General features: G+C 68.7%; 26 protein-coding genes and 2 pseudogenes. 15 read left to right on the top strand and 13 right to left on the bottom strand.

Annotation, left to right across the window (positions count from 1 at the left end; genetic code table 11):
- Positions 1-434: 434 nt before the first annotated feature.
- Complete coding sequence (locus ACFYW8_RS40650) at positions 435-1,397, bottom strand: zinc-binding dehydrogenase (RefSeq protein WP_389091126.1); 963 nt, start codon at positions 1,395-1,397, stop codon at positions 435-437.
- Between the two features lie 94 nt (positions 1,398-1,491).
- Between ACFYW8_RS40650 and ACFYW8_RS40645 the strand changes: the two genes are divergently transcribed.
- Entirely contained in the window at positions 1,492-2,130 is a 639-nt protein-coding gene (locus tag ACFYW8_RS40645) for a TetR/AcrR family transcriptional regulator (protein ID WP_389091121.1), read from the top strand.
- A 376-nt stretch (positions 2,131-2,506) separates the two neighbouring features.
- Here the strand turns inward: ACFYW8_RS40645 and ACFYW8_RS40640 are convergent, their stop codons facing one another.
- Positions 2,507-3,490 (bottom strand): zinc-dependent alcohol dehydrogenase family protein, encoded by a 984-nt coding sequence (locus ACFYW8_RS40640; protein WP_365875053.1) that lies wholly within the window; start codon positions 3,488-3,490, stop codon positions 2,507-2,509.
- A gap of 87 nt (positions 3,491-3,577) precedes the next feature.
- On the opposite strand from ACFYW8_RS40640, the gene ACFYW8_RS40635 reads away from it, so the two are divergent.
- The gene (locus ACFYW8_RS40635) at positions 3,578-3,961 is read left to right on the top strand and encodes a winged helix-turn-helix transcriptional regulator (protein WP_389091115.1); all 384 of its coding nucleotides are present in this window, start codon (positions 3,578-3,580) and stop codon (positions 3,959-3,961) included.
- 464 nt (positions 3,962-4,425) lie between these two features.
- Here ACFYW8_RS40635 and ACFYW8_RS40630 read toward each other — a convergent pair whose 3' ends face one another.
- Positions 4,426-5,343: a hypothetical protein gene (locus ACFYW8_RS40630; protein WP_389091111.1), complete on the bottom strand. Its 918-nt coding sequence runs from the start codon at positions 5,341-5,343 to the stop codon at positions 4,426-4,428.
- 15 nt (positions 5,344-5,358) lie between these two features.
- Here ACFYW8_RS40630 and ACFYW8_RS40625 point away from each other — a divergent pair, with 15 nt between their 5' ends.
- From ACFYW8_RS40625 to ACFYW8_RS40615, 3 genes are all read left to right on the top strand, one after another.
- Positions 5,359-5,589, top strand: coding sequence for a hypothetical protein (locus ACFYW8_RS40625; protein ID WP_389091106.1), 231 nt, complete (start codon positions 5,359-5,361; stop codon positions 5,587-5,589).
- Positions 5,590-5,746: 157 nt separating this feature from the next.
- A complete protein-coding gene (locus ACFYW8_RS40620) occupies positions 5,747-6,043 on the top strand; it encodes a transposase (protein WP_389091101.1) in 297 nt (98 codons plus the stop codon).
- Positions 6,044-6,164: 121 nt separating this feature from the next.
- Complete coding sequence (locus ACFYW8_RS40615) at positions 6,165-6,320, top strand: hypothetical protein (protein WP_389091096.1); 156 nt, start codon at positions 6,165-6,167, stop codon at positions 6,318-6,320.
- 149 nt (positions 6,321-6,469) lie between these two features.
- Here the strand turns inward: ACFYW8_RS40615 and ACFYW8_RS40610 are convergent, their stop codons facing one another.
- Entirely contained in the window at positions 6,470-7,162 is a 693-nt protein-coding gene (locus ACFYW8_RS40610; protein WP_389091092.1) for an HAD family hydrolase, read from the bottom strand.
- 107 nt (positions 7,163-7,269) lie between these two features.
- A pseudogene (locus tag ACFYW8_RS40605) lies at positions 7,270-7,619 on the bottom strand (transposase family protein); the annotation flags it as partial.
- 306 nt (positions 7,620-7,925) lie between these two features.
- Between ACFYW8_RS40605 and ACFYW8_RS40600 the strand changes: the two are divergent.
- Positions 7,926-8,519 (top strand): TetR/AcrR family transcriptional regulator, encoded by a 594-nt coding sequence (locus ACFYW8_RS40600; RefSeq protein WP_389091088.1) that lies wholly within the window; start codon positions 7,926-7,928, stop codon positions 8,517-8,519.
- Positions 8,516-9,352 (top strand): alpha/beta fold hydrolase, encoded by an 837-nt coding sequence (locus ACFYW8_RS40595; protein WP_389091084.1) that lies wholly within the window; start codon positions 8,516-8,518, stop codon positions 9,350-9,352. Before ACFYW8_RS40600 ends, ACFYW8_RS40595 begins: the two co-directional genes overlap by 4 nt.
- 238 nt (positions 9,353-9,590) lie before the next feature.
- On the opposite strand, the gene ACFYW8_RS40590 is transcribed toward ACFYW8_RS40595, so the two are convergent.
- Together ACFYW8_RS40590 and ACFYW8_RS40585 are read right to left on the bottom strand one after the other, a co-directional pair.
- A complete protein-coding gene (locus ACFYW8_RS40590; RefSeq protein ID WP_389091080.1) occupies positions 9,591-9,788 on the bottom strand; it encodes a hypothetical protein in 198 nt (65 codons plus the stop codon).
- Between the two features lie 14 nt (positions 9,789-9,802).
- Positions 9,803-10,387, bottom strand: a complete 585-nt coding sequence (locus tag ACFYW8_RS40585; protein ID WP_389091075.1) for an ArsR/SmtB family transcription factor — start codon at positions 10,385-10,387, stop codon at positions 9,803-9,805.
- 279 nt (positions 10,388-10,666) lie between these two features.
- On the opposite strand from ACFYW8_RS40585, the gene ACFYW8_RS40580 reads away from it, so the two are divergent.
- Positions 10,667-10,945: a hypothetical protein gene (locus tag ACFYW8_RS40580; RefSeq protein ID WP_389091072.1), complete on the top strand. Its 279-nt coding sequence runs from the start codon at positions 10,667-10,669 to the stop codon at positions 10,943-10,945.
- A 280-nt stretch (positions 10,946-11,225) separates the two neighbouring features.
- On the opposite strand, the gene ACFYW8_RS40575 is transcribed toward ACFYW8_RS40580, so the two are convergent.
- Positions 11,226-11,906, bottom strand: coding sequence for a hypothetical protein (locus ACFYW8_RS40575; protein WP_365880823.1), 681 nt, complete (start codon positions 11,904-11,906; stop codon positions 11,226-11,228).
- 502 nt (positions 11,907-12,408) lie between these two features.
- On the bottom strand, positions 12,409-13,005 hold the full coding sequence (locus ACFYW8_RS40570; protein ID WP_389091065.1) for a TetR/AcrR family transcriptional regulator: 597 nt from the start codon (positions 13,003-13,005) through the stop codon (positions 12,409-12,411).
- A 63-nt stretch (positions 13,006-13,068) separates the two neighbouring features.
- On the opposite strand from ACFYW8_RS40570, the gene ACFYW8_RS40565 reads away from it, so the two are divergent.
- The gene (locus ACFYW8_RS40565) at positions 13,069-13,947 is read left to right on the top strand and encodes an SDR family oxidoreductase (RefSeq protein WP_389091061.1); all 879 of its coding nucleotides are present in this window, start codon (positions 13,069-13,071) and stop codon (positions 13,945-13,947) included.
- 732 nt (positions 13,948-14,679) lie between these two features.
- Here ACFYW8_RS40565 and ACFYW8_RS40560 read toward each other — a convergent pair.
- Positions 14,680-15,624: a LysR family transcriptional regulator gene (locus ACFYW8_RS40560; RefSeq protein WP_389091058.1), complete on the bottom strand. Its 945-nt coding sequence runs from the start codon at positions 15,622-15,624 to the stop codon at positions 14,680-14,682.
- Positions 15,625-15,695: 71 nt separating this feature from the next.
- On the opposite strand from ACFYW8_RS40560, the gene ACFYW8_RS40555 reads away from it, so the two are divergent.
- Positions 15,696-16,430 (top strand): SDR family oxidoreductase, encoded by a 735-nt coding sequence (locus ACFYW8_RS40555; protein WP_365880813.1) that lies wholly within the window; start codon positions 15,696-15,698, stop codon positions 16,428-16,430.
- A 1,295-nt stretch (positions 16,431-17,725) separates the two neighbouring features.
- On the opposite strand, the gene ACFYW8_RS40550 is transcribed toward ACFYW8_RS40555, so the two are convergent.
- Positions 17,726-18,124, bottom strand: a complete 399-nt coding sequence (locus ACFYW8_RS40550; RefSeq protein WP_365880807.1) for a hypothetical protein — start codon at positions 18,122-18,124, stop codon at positions 17,726-17,728.
- A complete protein-coding gene (locus tag ACFYW8_RS40545; RefSeq protein WP_389091049.1) occupies positions 18,121-18,762 on the bottom strand; it encodes a TetR/AcrR family transcriptional regulator in 642 nt (213 codons plus the stop codon). Before ACFYW8_RS40545 ends, ACFYW8_RS40550 begins: the two co-directional genes overlap by 4 nt.
- 43 nt (positions 18,763-18,805) lie before the next feature.
- On the opposite strand from ACFYW8_RS40545, the pseudogene ACFYW8_RS40540 reads away from it, so the two are divergent.
- From ACFYW8_RS40540 to ACFYW8_RS40525, 4 genes and pseudogenes are all read left to right on the top strand, one after another.
- Positions 18,806-19,024: pseudogene (locus ACFYW8_RS40540) on the top strand (hypothetical protein); the annotation flags it as partial.
- A 100-nt stretch (positions 19,025-19,124) separates the two neighbouring features.
- Positions 19,125-19,292 (top strand): hypothetical protein, encoded by a 168-nt coding sequence (locus ACFYW8_RS40535; protein ID WP_389091045.1) that lies wholly within the window; start codon positions 19,125-19,127, stop codon positions 19,290-19,292.
- 58 nt (positions 19,293-19,350) lie between these two features.
- Complete coding sequence (locus ACFYW8_RS40530; protein WP_389091040.1) at positions 19,351-19,767, top strand: hypothetical protein; 417 nt, start codon at positions 19,351-19,353, stop codon at positions 19,765-19,767.
- Entirely contained in the window at positions 19,715-19,939 is a 225-nt protein-coding gene (locus tag ACFYW8_RS40525; RefSeq protein WP_389091036.1) for a transposase family protein, read from the top strand. Before ACFYW8_RS40530 ends, ACFYW8_RS40525 begins: the two co-directional genes overlap by 53 nt.
- Before the next feature lie 47 nt (positions 19,940-19,986).
- Here the strand turns inward: ACFYW8_RS40525 and ACFYW8_RS40520 are convergent, their stop codons facing one another.
- Positions 19,987-20,355 (bottom strand): VOC family protein, encoded by a 369-nt coding sequence (locus tag ACFYW8_RS40520; RefSeq protein ID WP_365880799.1) that lies wholly within the window; start codon positions 20,353-20,355, stop codon positions 19,987-19,989.
- 243 nt (positions 20,356-20,598) lie between these two features.
- On the opposite strand from ACFYW8_RS40520, the gene ACFYW8_RS40515 reads away from it, so the two are divergent.
- A complete protein-coding gene (locus tag ACFYW8_RS40515; protein ID WP_365880797.1) occupies positions 20,599-21,039 on the top strand; it encodes a hydrolase in 441 nt (146 codons plus the stop codon).
- The last annotated feature ends 114 nt before the right edge of the window (positions 21,040-21,153 follow it).

Genomic DNA, 21,153 nt, shown 5'->3' with positions numbered 1-21,153 from the left:
CCCGTTTCCCGCTTGCGCGGAAACCGTCACTTCCGCGGTCGCCCGCCACGGTTTTCGAACTCTCGCCGGACTCCGGCCCCGTCATCCTCCACCAATCGCGCCCCGTCAGGCAGCTCAAGCAGGCTGGTGCAGTGCTCGCACAGCATCGCCCCGCCCTCGGACGGCACCGCCGGCCTGCTCCCACACGCCTTGCACACACCCACACCCTGCCCACTGCCACGGGTCTGCCGTTCGTCCATCACTCAAGTCCTTTCCAGCGGACGATGCGGGGGCCGCGATCGTCCACCGGACGAGTTCCCTTGAAGCGTCCGGGGATGCGCCTCATCGACGCGGTATCGCCTCATGCCCCACGGCGCTGCGAAGCGATGCGGTCGCATCCTGTCTCCAACTGGGGCACGGGTTCAGGTCTCGGCTGCACCGCCGGGTGGCAGGGGCTACGGTGTCAGCACGATCCTGCCGAAGACTTCACCCGCGTCCATCTTCTGGTGCGCCAGCACAGCTTCGTCCAGCGGCAGCAGTGCATGCACCACCGCTTCGATCTCGCCACGGCTGGCTGCGCCGAACTGCTTGCTGCGTACGGCACTGAGGTCGGCTGGGGTGACGGTGGCTGCGCTGAAAGCGGCGAAGGACATCGACTTCTGGAACGCCGCCATGATCTTCGTTCCGAAGTCCGCAGGCGGCTGACCTGCGACAGCGCCCACGGCCACCATGCGGCCGTTCGGGTTGAGCCTGTCGAAGAACGACGGCATGTCCTCACCCGCCACAACGTCGATGATGACGTCATAGCCCCCGGGAGCCCCTTCCCCTCCGTCGCCGGAGCGGTCCAGCACGTGGGTCGCGCCGAGACGGCGCAGCCGCTCGCCGCGCTCGGACGACGATGTCGTGACCGCCACCGCCGCGGCACCACCGCGAGCCGCGAGCTGCACTGCCATGATCCCGATACTGCCGGCCGCGCCACGCACCAAGACCGTCTCCCCGGGAGCGAAATGGGCGTGGCGAAGCCCGAAGTGGGCCACCGCACCGGAGCTGCCGAGCGTCACCGCGGCAGCGGCGGACAGGCTGCCGGGCAGGGGAAGAATCTGCTCGACCGGTACGACGGCCTGTTCGACGTAGCCTCCGCCGGTGCCGGTGAAGCCCCACACCCGCAGGCCGATCCACGACGCGTCGACGCCGTCACCGACCGCGGTCACGGTGCCCGCCACCTCGCTGCCCGGGATGTGGCCCTCCTCGAAGCCGTAAGCGGCCAGAGCCCCGCTTCGGATCAGGGTGTCGACACCACCGACGCCCACCGCCTCGGTGGCTATCAGTACCTGCCCGGCAGCAGGCGCGGGTACCGGCAGGTCGACAACAGCCAGACCGTCAGGACTTCCGAACGTCTGGATCGAGATGGCCTTCAATGTGGTCTCCAGGTTCCCGGACAGCTCAAGCGCGAGAGCTTCTACGTCTCGGACGGTAACGGACGCCCCCGTCCGTTTAGGTAAAGTGAGAGTGGTGACCGACCGTTTGCCTCATACGTTGCGCTCCGACGCGCTGGACAACCGCGAACGCATCCTCGACGCGGCCCGAGCGCTGTTCTCCACCGACGGCCTGGACGTGCCGATGCGGGAGGTCGCGCGGCGCGCCGGCGTGGGACCTGCCACCTTGTACCGCCGCTTCCCGACCAAGCAGATGCTGGTCACCGAGGCCTTCGCGGACCAGCTGAATGCATGTCGCGCCATCGTCGACGAGGGGTGCGCCGATCCCGATCCATGGCGTGGCCTGTGCCTGGTGATCGAGAGGATCTGTGAGCTGCACGCACGAGATCGGGGCTTCACCGAAGCCTTCCTGTCGACCTACCCGGAGGTGAAGGACGTCGCCGCCGGCCGTGAGTACACGGTGAAAGCAGTCGCCGAACTGGCTCAGCGAGCCAAGGAAGCGGGGCACCTGCGGTCCGACTTCGTCCTGGACGACCTGATTCTCATACTCATGGCCAACAAGGGGATCCACGCCACATCGACCGCCAGCCAGGTCAAGGCCTCCCGACGCTTTTCAGGGCTGGTGATCCAGGCGTTCGAAGCCTGCCCTCGGCACGCACCACTACCACCAGCGGCACGGCTGGCATCCGCACCACCCCACGGCCTGTCGCGGTAAACGCCGGATTCACTGCGGCAGACTCCCTACGGTGATCTTCGCGACCTGCGGCGGACCGATCCGGCCACCGTGGCGAGGTATACGCATCTACTGCGACAGCGCCAAAGGGCGGGTCCGACACGGTGATGGAACCAGTGACCGAACTCAGGGGCGGGGGCGCGATCCCAATGCCGACTGTTCCCGGACCTGCTCAGCCAGGCAGTGGCAACAGAGCCACCGCCGGGCACGCACCCGCCCACCTGTCGGTGTCCACCGTGGTGCAGCAGATGAACAGCCACCCCGGACAAGCCCGCCTACCAGCACATCAGCCCGTCCCTGCTCGGTCTGACCGGCGAGCCACCCGACTTCCCTGAAGTCGGCTCCTTCTGGTCCCTTCCTAGACCGTGACGACGATCTTCTTCCCGGCGTGGAGCCCCTTCTCGAGGTGGCGGTGTGCCTCGACGACATCGTGGAGGGCGAACACCTTGTCGATGGCGGGCCGCAGTGCACCGAGACGTACACCGGCGTTCAGGAAGGCCGCCATGCGTTTCACCACGACGCCGTCGAGGGTGTGCTCGAAGCTTCCGTAGCTGAAGATCGTGAGCGGCGCGCTTCTCGGGAAGGACGTGGGCCGAGGGTCCAGGAAGCCCGCGGCGACCAGTGTCCCGCCGGGACGGGCCGCCTTCAGCAGATCCTGCTGGCCGGGGCCCATGACAACGTCGAGGACGATGTCGGCGCCGGTCCCGCCGGTGTGGTGGCGGACGGCTTCGACGACGTCCATGCGGTCGGTGGCGATGACCGCGGCGGCGCCGGCGGCGAGCAGGTCGTCCTTCCTCGCGGTGTGCCGAGTGATGGCGATGGGCACGGCACCGATCTGATTGGCGATCTGCATTGCCGCCCGGCCGACGCCGCCGGACGCGGCAGTGATGAGGACGTGGTCGCCGGGCCGTATCCTCGCCTTCTCGACGAGCGCCCCGTAGGCGGTGGAGTACGCGACCCAGATCGCCGCCGCCTCCGTGATTCCGAGCCCGGCCGGCCGGGCGACGACCTGGCTCGCGGGGACCGTGGTGTATTCGGCGTAGCTGCCCCTGGCGCTCGCGTCCGGAACGGCCGTGAGAATGACCGGATCGCCGATCTTCAGCCCGGTGATCTCGGGGCCCAGCGCGTCGACGACGCCGGTCCCTTCGACGCCGAGGCGAGCGTGTGGCAGGGGGACGGTTGCGGGCGAGGTACCGGAACGCATCATCTGGTCGAGCGGGTTGACGGCGAACGCCTCGATCCTGACCCGTACCTCGCCGGCGGTGGGCTCGACGACCGGCTCCTCTACGACGTGCATGACATCCGGCCCGCCGAACTCATCGAACACGACGACTCGTGGCATGGTGACTCCTCCGCATCCGGTGCTGGTTTCGTTGCTCGCGGAAGACGTTACGGAGCCGCGGGTTACCTCCTGGTACCTTCGATTTTCATGCAGAACGTGGCTGGACCAGCCTTCCTCGCCGACTGCCCCACGCGCCTGGCGGTCGAGATCATCGCCGACAAATGGGCCGTGCTCGTGCTCTTCGGGCTCAGCCATCAGCCTCGCAGGCACGGTGAGCTCGTCGACCTCATCGGCGGCATCTCGCGCAAGGTCCTCACCCAGACGCTGCGCCGGCTCCAGCAGTACGGTCTGGTCGAACGCCATGCCGAAGCGCCACGGCGGGTCGAGTACAGCCTCACCGACCTCGGCCGGACCCTCGTCGAGCCCATCGAGGTCCTGACGAACTGGGCGAGGGACTACGGCGGGGCCATCGTCGACTTCCAGGAGGCGGCGGAAGCCGCTGCTGCTGCCCGGGCCCGCGCGGCGGGTTGATCTTGGCGATGGGCGGCCTCGTCGGCGGGGCGGCGACCGTCGATAGTGGTGACGCGTTGAGCTGACCGTGCGCCAGGCCATTCCTGGGAGTCGTCCCACTGACGCCTTATGTTCGCTGACCTGTCGCTGTTGCCACGCCAGTCGTCGCAGGTCAGCCCCGTCCACAGATCGTTGTGCTCGATCAGCGTCCAGGCTGGGGCCGTATGGGCATGCCCAGGTCCACACCGGCTGTCGCGGCGGCCCGGTGGGCGTGGGCGCGCTTGCTGCCCAGAAACCTCAGAGTGAGGTCGAGTCCATCGACCTCACCGCGCCAGTTGACCGGGGAACTGCCTCAAGTCCCCTTCTCGAGGCGAAACATCCGGGCGCCGAGACGCTCCAGCGTCATGTGGCCGCGAGGCGGAGGAGTTCCGGGACGCCCGGCACGCTGGGGTAGGGGCGGAAGCGGGGGAGCAGGGCTTCGATGTTCAGCGCCGGGCTGCCACGGCTGCCGCGGCCGCGGACAGGATGTGGTGCAGGACGGGGACCGGGATCGCCGGATTGGTGACCGCAGTGCATGCCGTGTCGCGGTCGTGCAGCAGCCCGGCAAGCACGCGGGCCGGCAGCCGCGGATTGCGCATCGCGATGTCGCGGACGTGGGCCGCTGGGTCGTTCAGCAGCCGCACCGCGTCAGCCGGTGACAGCCGGGTGTCCTCTGCCGCGCGGCGGCGCACCTCGGCTTCCGGGTCGCGGGCGAGATGTGCGACGTCGGCAGGCGTGGACTCCGGATCGTCCAGGGCCAGGCGGCGCATCCGCCCACCGGGGTCGCCGACGTAGCGCAGCAGGCCCGTACGGGGGAAGTTGGGGTGGCCGCGGGGGCGGTCGGGGTGAGTGAAGCTGCCGTCCCACCAGCGCCAGACCTCCAGCAGCATCTCGGTCGGCGCGTCATCGCACGATTCGGCGAGGAACAGGCGGACCGTCCGGTCCTCGTCCCGCGCCAGACGCTCCACGACGTCCGGTGGAAGACGCCGGGCACGGGCCACGCTTCGGCGGATGAGCGGATGCGACGATACGGCGAGGCGGCGCATCGCGTCGGCGTCACCGTGCAGGCCCTCGACCCAGGGCAGAGTGCGCGACATCGACGTCGGGTCGAAGTCGTAGCGCACCGCGGCCCGCTGCTCCTCGCTGAGATCGGGCCGCAGCGCCACCGCCGAGCGGATGTCGTCGTATGGGTCCTCGGCCAGGACTGCGACGCTGTGTGCACCGAGCCGCGGATTGGCGGCCAGCGCTCGGCGTACCTCCGCGTCCCCGTCCCGGACCAGCTCCGCCTCCAGCTCGGGCGAGAGACGGCACTGTTCGAGCGCGCGCCGGGGCGCGGGCAGCTCGGCAAAAACCTCGCGCGGCATGGGCACGCTGTCGTGGTGGGCGAGCAGCGCCGCCGTACGCACCGCGTCGTCGGCGTCGGCCAGCAGTCGCGCCCGCAGCGGCGCGGCGAGGTCTTCCCACCGCGCGCAGGCAGGCGGCAGAGCAGGCAGGTGCGGCCGGTCTTCACCGGAGCGGACGTGCCGGGCGACTCGGCACTCTGCGTGCCGAGTCGCTGCACCCTGACGGCCGGTCAGGAGATCTTTTCGGCATGGATCTTCGGCACCTGAGACCAGTCACGGTGATCGGAATCCTGTCGCGCACGCACGGCGGTACGGGACGCGACCGCTTCGGCGAGAACCACCGCCGTACTGCCCTCTTGCGTGCGGCCGAGATCGGTGTAGCGGTGGACCAGGGCGTGGGGGTCGTTAGGACGTCGTCACAGACGTGGAGATCAATGACCTGCTTCGCTGGCAGGTTCGGGAAAGGGCCGGACGGTCGGAGGACCCGAGCCTGGTCGTGATCGACACGCAGTCCGTCCACGCGGCGGTCAACGTCCCCGCGGCCAGGACCGGGAGGGACGCGGCCAGGAAGGTGCCGGGTCGCAAGCGCGGACTGGCGGTCGGCGTCCTCGGCCTGGTCATCGCCGTGACCGTGCTGGCCGCAAGCGCCCACGACAACGCGTTCGGCATCGCACTGCTCGGCCAGGTCGCCCCCAACGGGCAATCAAGAAGGCCCTGTTGACCAGGGCCTCAAGAAGACCGTTCGTCGATCACGGCACCACGGTCGGCATCGACATCGCGATCGTCGAACGCAACCCCGCTGACAAGGGCACCGGCTTCGACCGCAGGCCAAGCGCTGGATCGTGGAGCGGACACTCGGCATCCTCATGCTGTTCCGCCGGCTCGTACGGGACTACGAGAGCCGGCCGAAGACCTCGGAGTCCAGGGTGCGCTGGGTCATGATCGACGTGATAGCGCGCCGGCTCACCGACCAAACCACGCCCACCTGGCGCGGGTGACCGCGTGGACGCCCAGAACACAGCCCAAGCCAACACCCGAAGCGGGCATAACGGCTCAGAACGTCCTCTCAAGTGAACGAGTGGTGTGTCTGGGGTTCTTGGGTTGTGCGGTGCCCGGTGTGTGGCCGGGTTCATCTGTGACTCGTCTGTCATTGGGGCTGCTTTGTGTGCAGTCGCTGGGCTGTGGGCAGTGCGGCTGCCAGTTCTTTGCCGGGGCCGACGATCACTGGGTGTCCGACTTCTGTGAGCATGGGCAGGTCGGATATGTGGTCTCCATAGGCGAAGCATTCGGCGGGGTCGATGTGGGGGTTGTCGCGCAGCAGGGCGCGTACCGCCCCGCGCTTGTTTTTTCCGAGCATCGGCGGGCCGGTGATTTCTCCGGTCAGTACGCCGTCGCGCTCCTCGGGGACGGTGCACAGGACCTGGGCGGCGCCCACGTCGTGCGCGATGGGTCCGAGCACTGCTGGAAAGGCCCCGGAGACCAGCACGACTGCGGCACCCTCCGCGCGGTGGCGTGCGAGCGCGGCACGCGTCTGGGGAATGTAGAAGCTGTTGTCCGCTGAGCGCTCTCTGTGCCATTGGATCGCCTCGCGGGTGACGTCCGACGCGGATTGTCCCGCCCAGGCCCGGTAGTACGTCCGGCTGGACGCCTCCCGGGGGACGCCCGCGGCGGCCCGGGCGGCCAGGTCCTCCCGGACAGTGGTCGCTCTCCGGGCTCCCTGGGGTCCGTAGCGCCGGGTGAGGTAGAAGGAGAGGAAGTCGAACATGCTCTTGCGGTTGATCAACGTCTCGTCCACATCGCTGAAGACGTAATGGCGCGGAGAGGTGTCCACTGAGCCCACAGACCGTCCTTCGGCAGTGTTGAATCCCTTGGCGTTGTCCGGCCCGGGGAGTGTCTTGGGGTATGTGCCCGTTTCGCGGCGGGAGTGGACACGGTTCCCGCAGGCCGCCTGCCGCCCGGGGCGGGCGGCGCGCGCATCCACACTCGGGCCACGAGGGTGCGTATCCCGCCGATCGCGTGGGTGACGGTGGAGCGGTCAACCCCGAACAGCAGCCCAAGGGCAGCGTGCGGCAGGTCGTGCCGAAGATGAAATGAGTGTCGCCGTCACTCGGTCGACGAGCACCAAACGATGGCGGGCGCCGGCTCCCGCAGCACGCTTCCTGCCCCGCCTCGCGCAGCATGACGGCGGCCTTTGACACCGGCCCGCCACGGCCCGGCCAACTCCTCGACCAGCAAGCAAGATGACGCCGCGAGATCCCGGTGAACAGCCGGTGCGCCAGAACCGCCCGATCGACCATGATCGGCACACCCGGACCCGGATCATGCCACCAGCCGGCACCGACGCATCACCCGCTATCACCCACCAACTCGGTAGTGGGGAGCCGTCTGGCCGCGATCGTCGCAGTGGCTGATTGGCGTGGCGGAACCTGCGCGTCGAGCGCCGACGAGGCCGTCTGGCCGCAGGCGGAGACGTGAATCCGACGGTGGGCGAGCACGTGGTGAGCCATCCGCAGGAGCAGTACCCACGTGAGTGATGCCTCCTACTTGCCATTCCTAGGACCTCTAGATTAAAACTAGGGGTCCTAGGTAGATGAGGAGGGTGCATGGCACGGGCAGGACTTACAGCGGAACGGGTGACGCTCGCGGGCGCCGAACTGGCGGACGTGGTCGGGCTCGGCCAGGTGACCATGTCGCAGGTGGCACGGCGACTCGCCGTGAAGGATGCGAGCCTCTACACGCATGTCCGCAGCCTGGAGGATCTGCGCGGACGGATCGCGCTGCTGGCGGCAGACGAGAAGACCATCCGTATCGCAGAGGCGACCTCCGGACGGGCAGGCAAGGACGCACTGGTCGCGTTCGCCGACGCCTGGCGGGAGTACGCCCACACGCATCCAGGCCGCTACATGGCGACGCAGACCCCGATCCGGATCGACCCCGAGCTGGCCGCAAAAGCGGCCGGGCCGCGGCGCGCGGTCGAGCTGACCTACGGCATGCTGCGCGGCTACGGACTCACCGAGCCTGACCTGACCGACGCGGTTCGGTTGCTGCGCAGCACGTTCCACGGCTTCGTCGCCTTGGAGGCCGCGGGCGGGTTCGCGCACGAGCGTTCGCCGCAGCAGTCCTGGGTCCGAGCCCTCGACGCTCTCCACACCCTCCTGGAGCACTGGCCCCCGTCCCAAGAAGGAGACTCCGCATGAACGACCCGACCATCGGCAGCCTGCGCGTGAACGGCGCAACCCTGCACTACGAAGTGCGCGGCCAGGGCCCGCTCCTGCTGCTGATCCCCGGAGGGGCGGGGGGCGCTGCTTCCTTCGACGGCATCGCCGAGGGCTTGGCCGCCGAGTACACCGTCGCGACCTACGACCCCCGCGGCATGTCCCGAAGCACGCTCGACGACCCCGAGGCCGAGCAGAGCGTGGCCGAGCACGCCGACGACGCCTTCCGGATGGTGGAACTGCTGTCGCCCGATGAGCCTGCCCGGGTGTTCGGTTCCAGTTCGGGCGCGATCGCCGCGCTGCACCTGCTCACCGCCCGTCCCGAACGCGTCGAACGCGTCGTGGCACACGAGCCGCCGGTAGTGGAGGTCCTGCCGGACGCCCCCGAACACCGCGCGTTCCTCGGACGCGTACAGGCAACGTTCCACACAGAGGGGCTCATGCCGGCGATGGCCGTGTTCTCCGCAGGTCTCAAGAAGGACGGGGAATCCATCGAGCCGAAGGCGGAGATCCAGCTTCCGCCGCAGGCAGCGGCGCGGGTTGAGCAGACGATGACCAACCTGCCCTACTTCGTCGGGCGCATCGTGCCGAGCTTCATGTCCTACGCCCCGGACATCCACCGACTGGAGGCACTGGCGAACCGGCTCGTGCTCGCCGGCGGCCAGGACTCACGCGGCGAGCTGCCCCACCGGCCGGCCGCCTTCCTGGCCGACCGTCTCGGCACGGAACTCCTACATTTCCCCGGCGGGCACACCGGCCTGACCACGCACCCCGACGAGTTCGCTGAGCTCCTCCGGAAAGCATTCCTAGCCTGAAGCCGACTCAGACGCGCCCAGGGCGGCGCCCACCGAGGGTGGTCACTGAACGTCACATTCGCAACGGGCCGTACGTGGGAAGACCCTGTCCGCTGTCAACAGGCTGCCCGCCCGGATCTTGGGGTTGCGGAGAGTCGTGTCGACGGGCATGCAATGCCCCACCTCAGGTGGGCTCGGCGTCAGCCAATTCCCCATCCGCACGGTCATGTTTCCCCACGGGGCGGCCGTCGCGAACGCGCTAAGGAATGGCGGCTGCCGCCTTGGGGGCGGCGGCCAGCCGCAGGCCGACTTCCACGAGGGCCCAGCCGAGACGGGTACGGAGGTCCCGGGGGTGCCGGGGGTGCAGGGCCGCTGCGGCGAGACGGTACGCGTCGGCTTCGGCGCGGAGTTCGGCGGCGCGGACATGGTGCAGGGCAAGGTGGGTCTCGGGGTGCATCGGGCTGTGGCCTTTCACTCCGTGGTGACGGGGAACGCGTGTGTGTGAATGCGTACCTGGGCGGTGTTGGCGTCGTCCTCGCGGGCGGCCCGGTCGCGGTAGGTGTCGACGAGCGCGTGCAGCTTCTCGACGAGTTCCTGGGTCAGTTCGGGCGTCAGCCGCAGTGTCGCGCTGCTCATGTCCCAGGTGCGGTTCCATTCCTCCGGCCATGCCTGACGGTTGCCGAGCCAGGTCGACAGGTCCCGGGTCTGGGTGGTGGCGACCTCGTGGAGATACATGTCGGCAGCCCCGCGCACGTCCGGGCTGGCGTCCGTGAGCAGTGCGCCGTCGAAGCGCAGGCCCTTGTGGACCGCCTTCCACCACCGCTCCCTCCCCTTGCCGCGCTCGGGGACGTCCTCAATGAAGCCGTGAATGGCGAGCTGCCGCAGGTGGTAGCTGGTCGCACCGCTTGACTCGCCCAGCTTTTCGGCGAGTTGAGACGCGGTGGCGGGGCCGCCGAAGCGCAGGGCGTCCAGCAGCTGCATGCGCAGCGGGTGCGCGAGCCCACGTAGGGATCGGGCATCGAGATTGCGGACGTGCGAATCCTGGGGGGCGTTCATGCCTACAAAGATAGCGATGCAAAGGAATGCTTGCAATGGAACCTTTGCATCGGGTTCCTTGGTGGTCGCGCCCCGCAGGAGGGTGTCGCAGTCAACGGGTTTTCGGCGGATGGGGAGGTTTGATAGATATGCGATCTCTATTCTGAATCCTCCTGATTGGCTATGGGTATGGGGGAGTTCGGGATCGAGGGACCTGGTCATCGCGGAGCTGCGGATGGCCCTCGCCCAGTGGGTCCCGAACGCCGACGCGCAGCCCGGATGGCAAGGAGGACGTTCGTCGTGGTCGGCATCACCGAGATCTACGTCCACTGGTACGCGGGCCGCTCGAAGAGCGCGCTGGCCGCGTCGCTGGGGGTGGACCGCGAGACGGCCAGGAAGTACCTGGCGCCGGCGGAGGCGTCCGGGGTCATTCCGGGTGGGCCGCCGATGACCGAGGCCGATTGGGCCGGGCTGATCGAGGGATGGTTCCCAGCCTCGTCGACAGGGGGCTGCGGCACGTCACCTGGGCCGAGTTCGACCAACACCGTGACTACATCAAGGACTTGCTCGGAACGGTGACGGAGCCAAGCTCCTCAAGCGCATGGGCTACGGCCGCGCCAACCTTGATCTGCCCCGCAGGCGCATCCTCCTCAGGACGTGATCGCCAAGCCTCGCCATATGCTGCTGGCCACCTGCTGGCCATCTGCGGGCTGATGGAGGGGTCGGACACGGTGAGCGAATCGTTCTTGCCGGTCTGCGATGGCCCGCCGCACACAGTAGCCCTGACTGGCTATGGCCCCTGGACCATCGAGATCGTGAAACAACACAGGCCCGCGTTTCACTTCCCGCGAAATGGCGTTCAGGCCGACTCCTGGTCCGGCTGCGGGTAGCCGACCTCGGAGATGTCCTGGGCCAGGCCGGTCAAGGTGACCTCAGGGTTCAGCAACGACACGAGCTCCGGACTCAGCGGCCGCAAGGCATACACCTGGCTCACGGCCTCCAGGTCCACGGGGACCTCGTAGTAGTCCTCGGCGAAGCGCTGGAACGCTTCTGGCGAACGGTCGACCAGGAGCTCGAACAGGCCCGTCGCTCCGTCAGGATCGACAGCGCGATCGGGGAAATCGATCGTCCCGTGATGCCACCGATCGTCCGTCGCTCCCCGCCACAAGCAGGCCGTCACGACAGGGACGCCGTCCTCGTCGGTGAACGCCGACTCCTCGACGAAGGGCTTGAAGGGCTCGGGGACCTCGTCGATCACTCCAGGCCAGGGCTCGCCGTCATTGCCGTACGGGCTCATCGGCGATTCATGGTCGAAGCCACGTATATAAGCCCCGGCAGTCGAGAACACGATGGAGTACTCGCTTCCCGACCCGTTGCGCATCGAGGCCATCTCCTCGCCGTCGGCCCAATCGGCGTTCATGGAGTAGTACCGGTCTTCCCAGTCCGGGCTGAGGATCGCATCGAGCATCGCCAGTGAACGGCACAGGTCCCGCAGGTCGGCGATGGCAGGGAGCTGGCGAGCTACGTCATAGACAGTCACGTGCCCATCCAAGCCGATACCGGTGACAGCCAGGCCACCGCCAGGAACGAAGATCGACAGTCACCCTGCGTACGCAACCACAGGAAGAGGAAGAGGAAGAGGAAGAGGAAGTGGACCAGGGCCGCAATAGTGATAGTGACGTCGCTTGTCGATGAGTTTGGGAGGCGCCCATTTCCACGGATGGGTGTCCTTTGGCAGCGACGTCAGTCGGTTTGCGTGCGTTGACCTGCCTCGACTGGATCGGTTGGCGAACGGTCTCTGCGGGCGGGGTCGTCCGTCTCGGTGATCTGGCAGGGGCCGGTTCGGATTCCCCGTCGGCTGCCACCTGGCGGGAGGCTGTCTGGCAGCGCCCCCGTCACCTTCCGTGACCGCAGGATCGGACCGTGCAGGCGCCGTGTATCCGACGGGGTGGTGGCGCGAGCATCCACGGAAGCGGCCTGACCGGGCCCGTGCAAACGCGGGCACCGGGCCGCGGAGCCTTCTTCGACCGGGAGTGCCGCTGTCACCGCAGTTGGTTGAAAGCCTGGTCGGCGTCGGCCACGGCCTCGGGGTGGACGTCGCGGGCGGTTCGACCGTCGGCGATCTTCTGCCAGTTGGTCCGGGCGAGCACCCGTTGGACCGCGAGTACCTGGGCGGCTCGCAAGCGTGCCTGGATGCCTTCGCCGAGGGCATCCGCCAGTGCCTCCTCGTCCTCGAGTTGGTACTGCGTGAGCCGTCCCGCCAGGCTCGGTGTGGTGAACACCAGCCGATGGAACGCCACCACCTCGGGATGATCGTTGAGGCCGGTGACGGGGTCGTGCCGATCGAGGCCGGCCCGGAAGTGCTGGTGCAGTGCCGTCACCGGCTTGACGCCGGACCTGCGGTCACGTACGACGCGTGCCGCCTCGCCCTGGTGGTCCGCAAACCGGTGCAGCACCAGGTCTTCCTTGGTGGGGAAGTACCGGAAGAGGGTCGGCTTGGAGATCTCGGCCGCCGCGGCGATCTCGTTGACCGAGACGCGGTCGAAGCCGCGCTCCAGGAACAGCGAGACGGCCGCGTCGCCGATGGCGTCGCGCGTTCGCTCCTTCTTGCGGGCCCGCAGTCCCGTCGGCTCGCTCATCTGACCACCGTAACATTAATGACCGGGTTGCTTTTTTAACCGAGTAACGTTTTCATGGTCGGTATGAATCAGACAGACATTCCTCCTGTGCTCGTAACCGGGGCGACGGGCCGGGTCGGCCGCGTCGTCATCGACCAACTCCTCGGCGCGGGCGTGCCGGTCCGCGCCCTCACTCATCGCTCCGAAGCGACGGCGACGCTGCCGGCGAAGGTCGAGGTCTTCACGGGCGACCTCACCGTGCCCGAGTCGCTCGACCCGGCATTGAATGGCGTCGGTGCGGTCTTCCTCGTCTGGACCGCCCCGCCTCGGACCGCCGCGGCAGTCGTCGAGCAATTGGCAGCCCACGTGCGGCGGGTCGTCTTCCTCTCCTCCCCGCACCAGACGCCGCACCCCTTCTTCCAGCAGCCCAATCCCATGGCGGTGCTGCACGCCGACATCGAGCGGCTCATCGCGGCCACCGGACTCGAGTCGACGACCATCCGGCCGGGGATGCTCGCGTCGAACTCGCTGGCCTGGTGGGCGCCCGCGATCCGGGCCGGTGAGGTCGTCCGGTGGCCTTACGGCGCTGCCGAGACGGCACCGGTCGACGACCGCGACGTCGCAGCCGTCGCGGCGCGGACGCTCTATCAGGACGGACACGTCGGAGGCGACTACGTCCTGACGGGCCCCGAATCGCTGACCCAGGCCGCGCAGGTGGGTGCCATCGGTGACGCCCTGGAGCGCCGGATCGCATTCGAGGAGATGACGCCGGACGAGTTCCGAAGCCTGTCGGAGGGTACGGCGCCCAGCTCGGTCGTCGACATGCTGCTCGCCGCGTGGAGCGCGGCAGTCGGACAGCCCGCGTACATCACCACTGCGGTGGCCGACATCCTCGGGACGGCGCCGCGAACGTTTCGCCGATGGGCCGCCGACCACGCCACCGCGTTCACGGAGGGTTCGTAACCGCGCCGACCGCGACCTGCGTCCCCGGCCGCAGCCCTCAGTCCACTGTCGCCGCGGCCCCCGCCTCCGGGATGTGCCGGGCGCGGGGGTACGGGAGGCCCCGGCGGCCCGGGGATCGTGCGTACCGACGGGACGCGCAGCCTGCGGTCCAAGTGCGCGACGTCGATGGGGAATTACATGCGCAAGGTGTGCACGCCCCGTCCGGCCCCGGCGCGAGGATGACCGGGTGGGCTACCTCCTGGAGTGCGGGCACCCGATCAGCAAGGAAGCCTGCGACGGCTACTGCACCGCCCAATGCGAGACCCTCGCTGCGGAGCCCTTCGCGGACCTGGACGACAGCACCCTGGCGTGCGGGCACCGCTGGACCGGGACCGTGTGGAACCCGGTGTGCGTGCAGGGCTGCCCCCGCCGGCCGACGATCTGGACGACGGCTTCTACGACGACCTGGAGGCGTCGGACGGTTTCCGGCTCGGGGGCCGGTAGCTGGGCCGGACGGGCGCTGTGCCTGCCTGTTCGGGTCGGCGCGACAAGTGAAAGGTAACTATGTGTAGTTGCCGTGACTGAAGGCAGCGGTTAGCGGTCAGTCGTCATCACTTCCTGTTGGCCGTGTTCCCGCGGCATGCGCATGACGGTGACGGGTGGGGGCTGGCGATTCTTCGCGCCGGTTGCCGTCTGGTATCGGGGCGAGGAAAGAAGCGCGTGGTCGGCGCGACCTGGGGTTGAGTACGCCGGTCAGGCCAGTGCGGTCATGGGGTCAAGGTGGTGGGTGGCGACGTCGTGGGCGGCTTGGACGAAGGTGGCGACGGCTGCGGATCGCGAGGTCTCCGGCCAGGCGACCATGACCGCGCTGGGGCTGAGGCCGGTGACCGGCCGGTATGCGATGTCCGGGCGCTGGTGCCGCTCGGTGGTGGAGCGTGACAGGAACGCCACCGCCTGCCCCAGCGCGACCACCTCCAGGAGTTGCTCGACGCTGGCCACGAGCGGCCCCTCAGGAGTGTCAGCCGGCGCCAAGCCTGTGTGGCCGTCGTCTGCTTCTGCGCCGTCATATCCGGTGTAGTAGGCGGTGGTCGAGGGGGCGGCCCCCTTCCAGCGCGGGATCGGTTCGCCCTTGAGGTCGGTCAGCCGCAGTCGCCGGCGTCCGGCCAGGCGGTGCGCGGCGGGGAGGACGGCCAGTCGCGGCTCGACCACGAGTGTCTGGGAATCCAGCCCTTGACCGTCGAACGGGCTGCGCAGCAGCGCTACGTCGGCACGGCCGTCCCGCAGCATGGCGATCGGCTCTCCGCTGCCGCCGACGACGACTTCAGGCGGCGGCAGATGCGAACCCGTTTCCCGGTAGGCGGCGAGGATCTCCCGCAGCAGCCCGGCATCGCCTCCCGGTTTGACCGCCACGACGAGCTGGGGTGTCGGCTGACCGGCCCGGCGTGCTCGCCGGGCCGCCGCGTGCACCGCGTCGACCGCGATCCGGGCCTGGTCGAGCAGCACCTGACCGGCGGTGGTCAGCCTCACCTGCCGGGTGGTGCGCTCCAGCAGGCGTACCCCGACCCGGGACTCCATCTGAGCGATCGCCTTGGACAGCGGGGGCTGCGCCATCCCCAGGCGTTGCGCGGCCCGGCTGAAGTTCAGTTCCTCGGCGACCGCGATGAAGTACCTCAGCTCCCGCACCTCTAGCTCACTCATATCTGTGGACTATAGATCCAGAGGCTTCTGGTCTTTCCCTGCCGCCCATGGGTGAGGGGAGGCTGGGTGCCATGACGACTTCGCAGAAGACTGCTTTGATCACCGGTGCGAACAAGGGCATCGGCAAGGAAACGGCGCGCAGGCTCGCAGCCCTCGGCATCACCGTGCTGATCGGCGCCCGCAACGCCGAGCGTGGCGAGGCGGCGGCCGAGGAGCTTCGCGCGGGCGGCGCCGACGTACGGTTCGTTCCGCTGGACGTCACCGACGAGACCTCGGTCCAGGCCGCCGCCAAGCACATCGACGCCACGTTCGGCCGCCTCGACATCCTCGTCAACAACGCCGCGATCGCCGCCGGACCGCAAAAGCCGAGTGAAACCCCAGCCGCTACCGTCCGGCAGGTCTACGAGACCAACGTGTTCGGCGTCATCGCGGTGACCCACGCCATGCTCCCCCTGCTACGCCGCTCCGCCGCCGCACGCATCGTCAACATGTCCAGCGAACTCGGCTCCCTCACCCACCTGGCCGACCCGGGCAGCCCGTGGTCCGCCTACTTCTCGACTCTCGTCCCTTACTGCACCTCGAAGAGCGCGCTGAACGCGATCACCGTGCTCTACGCCAATGAACTGCGCGCCGAGGGGATCCTGGTCAACGCGGTGAGTCCCGGCTACTGCGCGACCGACCTCAACCGCCACACCGGGATACGCACGGCGGAGGAGGGCGCGGCCGTCGCGGTTGACCTGGCGACGGCGGGCGAGGACGGCCCGACGGGCGCCTTTTTGGCCGAGGACGGGCCGATTCCCTGGTGAGACCATGGCGCGCCGTCTCCGCCCGAAGCCTGCCGGGGTGTTTTCAGCCCCCGCCGTGACGATCACTGGCCTCTTGCGCGGCGCCCATCCTCACGGGCTTTCAGTGGAGGTCTCCGAGGGTGAGGGCGTCCGGCGCGCCGAGGGTGCGCTGCAGAGTCTCCGCCGCGGTCCAGGGACCGATCCCGGGGGATGAGCTGGAGGCGGTGCGTGGCGTCGGGCAGGGTCATGGCCGCGGCTTCTTCCGGGTGCGGGGCGTGGTGGCAGGCGCGCAGGATCGCCGTGGCCCGAGCGCGGTCGACGCCGGCGCGATGCCACTCCCAGGACGAGATCATCCGCCACACCTGCGGGGCGGGGATGACCCGCATCCCCTGCGGAGCGGGCCCGGGCGGCTGTTCTCCGCAGCGGGCAAGGAGGCGGCGCCAGTCGTAGTGGGCGCTGCCGGTGGTGATCCGCTGCTCCAGCACGCTGGGCACGAGCGCTTTCATGACCAGGCCGGTTGCGCGGGAGGCGCAGGCCGGCGTGTTTGCGGTGAGCCTGGGCGACGATCCGGTGCCTGGGGACGAAGGCGGCGGGATCGTCCCCGGCGCCGAGAAGAGCGGGAAGGGTTTCCAGCGTCCAGGCGGCACCGGGTCCCCATGCTTCGCCTGCGACCAGTGTTTCCTCAGCCGGGTTGACGTGGGCGGTGGTCTTCAGGGTTGCCGGGCCGTCGGGAGTGCGGCACGCACGCCACCAGGTGCCGTCCAGCTCCCACCGGCAGGTCGGATCGGCCGCGCCGCGGCGCAACACCCGCAGTGTGAGGGCCAGATCGTACGGATCGGGCGGCACCTGGATTCGGCGGGGGCATACCCCCAGCCTAGGCCGCGCCCCCGCGCCCCGCGGTCGCCCTGAGCCCCCTGCGGTCCTCCGCCGCCACGCGGGACCTGCGGCTGTCGGGCTCCGGGGCGGGCACCCTGGACGTCTGGGTCCCCGGCCCCAGCCGCCCGCAGGCCACGAGGAGCGGCCTCACGGGCATCCGGCTGGCGAAGCAGCCCGACGGCTGGCGGCTCACGGCGCACACCTCCCGTCGGTACACCCTCCACATGGCGTAGTGGGGGCCGTCGGCCGGCCCACTTCGGGGTGGTCCGACCGACGGCACCGGGCAACATGCGTTCGCCGCGCCGTGGTCCAGGCCGGTGCGGAGGGTGGTCTCGCCCGGGCCACCGACGTCGATCTGGCGAATGCGCGCGCCCGCCGGCACGCGGCCGCTGCGCCCGAGCAGCCTGCGCCAGCCACCCGAAGCAACGCCATTGGCCCTATCAGGGCCTGCGCACGGGGGAGTTGGCCACGGGACGTCGATGGACTTTGAGGAAGAGGGCGACTCCCGCGGCGAGGGCGAGTAGCCCCCCGAGAAGAAGGAGCCAGGGGTTGAGCAAGCCGTCGGTGCAGCTCTCGCCGCCGGCCGAATGCTCGCAGTAGGTGCCGGGGCCATGCCGATTGAGGTAGGCGAGAAGGAACATCGGCAGGCTCGCGCTGGAAACCAGACCGGGCAGGCCCCGATCGGTGCCTCGGCGTGTGGCCAGCAGCAGGGTGCCCGCGACGGGCAGAGGCAGGATGAAGATCCCGATCGAGAGCGCGGTCAGGAGGACGAGCAGGTAGCAGGCCCCGGTCAGGAGCCATCCGGTGAAGAGCAACCAGTCCCGCCTGTTGCTGGTCATGTCTTCTTCTTTCGCTTGAAGATGTCGAGGACGGAGGCGACTTTCCTGGCACGGTCGAACAGGGCCAGGGCGGGCTCGCGTTCCCCTTCGAGGTTCGCGAGCATTTCCAGGCCCAGGTACAGGGCTACGATCGCGTGGGCGAGTTCGTCGGGCGGCAGCAGCCGAGCGGCGGGTGAGCCCGCGAGTTCTTCGCGGATGCTGTTCGCGGCGAACGTGCGCCACGGGCCGATCCGGGCAGCGACTTCCGGGCGGAGTTCAGGGGTGAACTGGGCAGCGGCGATCATCTCGACAAGCACGGTTACATGCCCCTCGTTCAAGTCCTCGTCGAAGACCGACCTGGCGGCCTGAACCAAGTCCCCGAGGTTTTTGGAATCATCGACCATCGCCTGGTAGCGCGCGTTTCGCGCAGCACTGACCGCGTCCAGGGCAGCCAGGTGCAGCTTGGCGACCGAACCGAAGTGATAGAAGATCAGCGCCTGATTGCAGCCCGCGAGCCGAGCGATCTCACGCGCGCTGGCCCCAGCGAATCCCTTCTCGCGCAAGGCTGCGACCGCTCCTTCGATCAGCGACGCTCGTGTCTCCGCCGAACCGGAGTTCCCGGACGGGTCGACAGACCGCTTCCCACCGGCTTTGGCCACGAGCCACTCCTTGCTGATCGACCAGTTTGAGCAACCGCTCAAAATGTTAGCCACCGTCAGAACTGTTGCCAAGAGCACCTGCCCGCGAAACTGGGGCTCGGCGCAGCCTGCCGCTCCGCTTCCAGGTGGGTCCTGTGACACCCGGTCCACCACGCGGGCGACGGCCGACCAGGTCCGCATCCGCCGTGACCTGCGCCCCTTACGCACAGGCGACGAGACCGTCACAGATCTCAAGATCCTCACCGGCCGCCGCATGGACCTGGTCGCCGACCGAACCCGCACCGTCAACCGCCTCCGCGGTCGGCTCACCAGCAACTTTCCCTGCCGCACTGCCGGCGGAGTACCAGCGCATCCTGACCGCCGTGCGGCAGGCCGCCGGCCCGGTCTCCACCCGGCAGATCGGCGAGGTGCTGGGCTTGGACACCGGGGTACGGGGCAAGCTGGAGCCGCTGCGCGGGAAGCTCACGAAGCTGGCCGACCGCGGCTGGCTGCACAAGCGACCCGACGGGAAGTTCACCACTCGCCCGTGACCGGTCCGCGCGGCGATCGGGGCGTAACCAAGGTGCCCCCGGCGGCTGTTGGAATTGTGTGACGAAAACCCAAGAGCACGCCGGGGACACCGTGTCCCTGGTCTGCCAGTGCCGCCTGCCGCTGTCCACGCACACCCTGAACTACCTCTCCGACCTCCTGCGACGCCATCTGAAGGCGATACGGTCGAGGTGGCGGGTGCTGCCGCCCGGGAGGATCGCGGTGATCGTCTTGGCTGTGTTGCGGCACGATCAGCGCCTGGCCGACATGGTCGGCGGCAACGACATCTCCGCCACCACCATCCGGCGCTGGCGCGACGAGCTGCCGCCCGCCGCGACCATATCCTGGCCCACCTGCGCGCTGCCGGTCTCGGCGGCCTGGCCGACCTGGGCTTTCTCGGCCTGGACGACGACGGGGACGATCCGTGGTCGTCACCGGCTTCAAGGCCACCCGTGCCCGCAAGCCCGCACCCGCTGAAAGGGAGGCCAATCGCATCCTGGGCGCCGGACGCGCCCCGGTCGAACGCGGCTTCGCCCATCTGAGGAACTGGCGGATCCTCACCAAGCTCCGTACTGACCCCGCTCGCGCCACCCACCTGCTTCGCGCGCTGCTCGTACTGACGAACATCGAGGCCACTACAGGCAATTGATCCGTACAGCAGGTAGCCCAAGACCAGCACAAGCACCCGGAACAGCGTCAATGAGCCGGGATCGGTTGGGTGAGGTTCACCGGGTTGCCGTCGGGGTCCTGGATGTGGGCGACGCGCTGTCCCCACGGCATGTCGTTGGGGCCGCTGCGGACCGAGCCACCCAGCGCCTCCACCCGGCCGAGCGTCTCGTCGACGTCGTCGACACCGATGCTGAGCAGGATCCGCGGTGCCGCCCCGGTCCCCGGGTTCGTCTTGGCCACCAGCCCGAGGTCGGTGTCGCCGATGCGCAAGCCGAGGTAGAAGGCCGGGCCTTCCGCCGGTACCCGGAAGATCTCCTCGGCGCCGAACAATTTCGTATAGAAGCCGCGCAGGACGTCCTGGTCGGCCGTGATGATCACTGGCTGGATGGTGGACATGGCACTCCTGTCGAGAACGGTCGTGTCGCTGGGTAGACCGTTCGAGGACGGTGAACTCATCGGCAAAACCGCCCCGCCGGACGATCTACACCCAGACTGCCGCACGACCAGCACGAGCACCCCGAAACGAGGTCACACCGCACTGCTCAACGAACGATCACGCTAAGGCTGTCCCGCAACCGCTCTGGCGGTGTGCATGGGTGGAGCACCCTGTCCGGGTCTGGCATCAGGGACGATGGGGGCATGGATCCATTGCTGCACCAACTACCTGCCGCTTTCTGGACCGTTCCGTACGTGGGCTCCCGGTTTCCGGGGGCGCCGGAGGTCGCTGACCTTCCCGGCCTGGAGGAAGGTGCCAACTGCCAGCTGTTCGCCTGCGAGGTGCTTCGGCACTTCAGCCTGGTTCCGCCTGATCTGCGTTCGAGTGAACTGTGGGCCGATACGCAGGCCACAGTTCGTGTATCGGTTGCGCAGCCGCTTGACCTGGTGTTGTTCAACGCCACCGACGATGCTTACGGCGCCCACGTAGGAGTCTGGGTGAACGAGGGACGAGTGCTGCATCTATGTGCGGAGATAGGGCGCCCGGTGGTCTGGGAGATGACAGAGTTCGCGAAACGGCACCGATACCGGGTCTTGATCGGCATCAAGCGTGTGGTCAACAGGGCGCAGGACGCCGTCGGCTGAACTCGGCAGGACCGCGGGATCTGCCATGGCGTCCTGTTGGCCCCGACAGGCGAGGTGGGCTGCGGGATGTTTCGTAACGGCTGGCCACGGCTTGAGATGATCTTGTTGCGACTG

Origin of the sequence: Streptomyces sp. NPDC002742 (assembly GCF_042888885.1) — a bacterium.
Classification (GTDB): domain Bacteria; phylum Actinomycetota; class Actinomycetes; order Streptomycetales; family Streptomycetaceae; genus Streptomyces.
The sequence above is the reverse complement of the archived record's forward strand: the minus strand, read 5'-3'. Positions and strand labels throughout refer to the sequence as shown.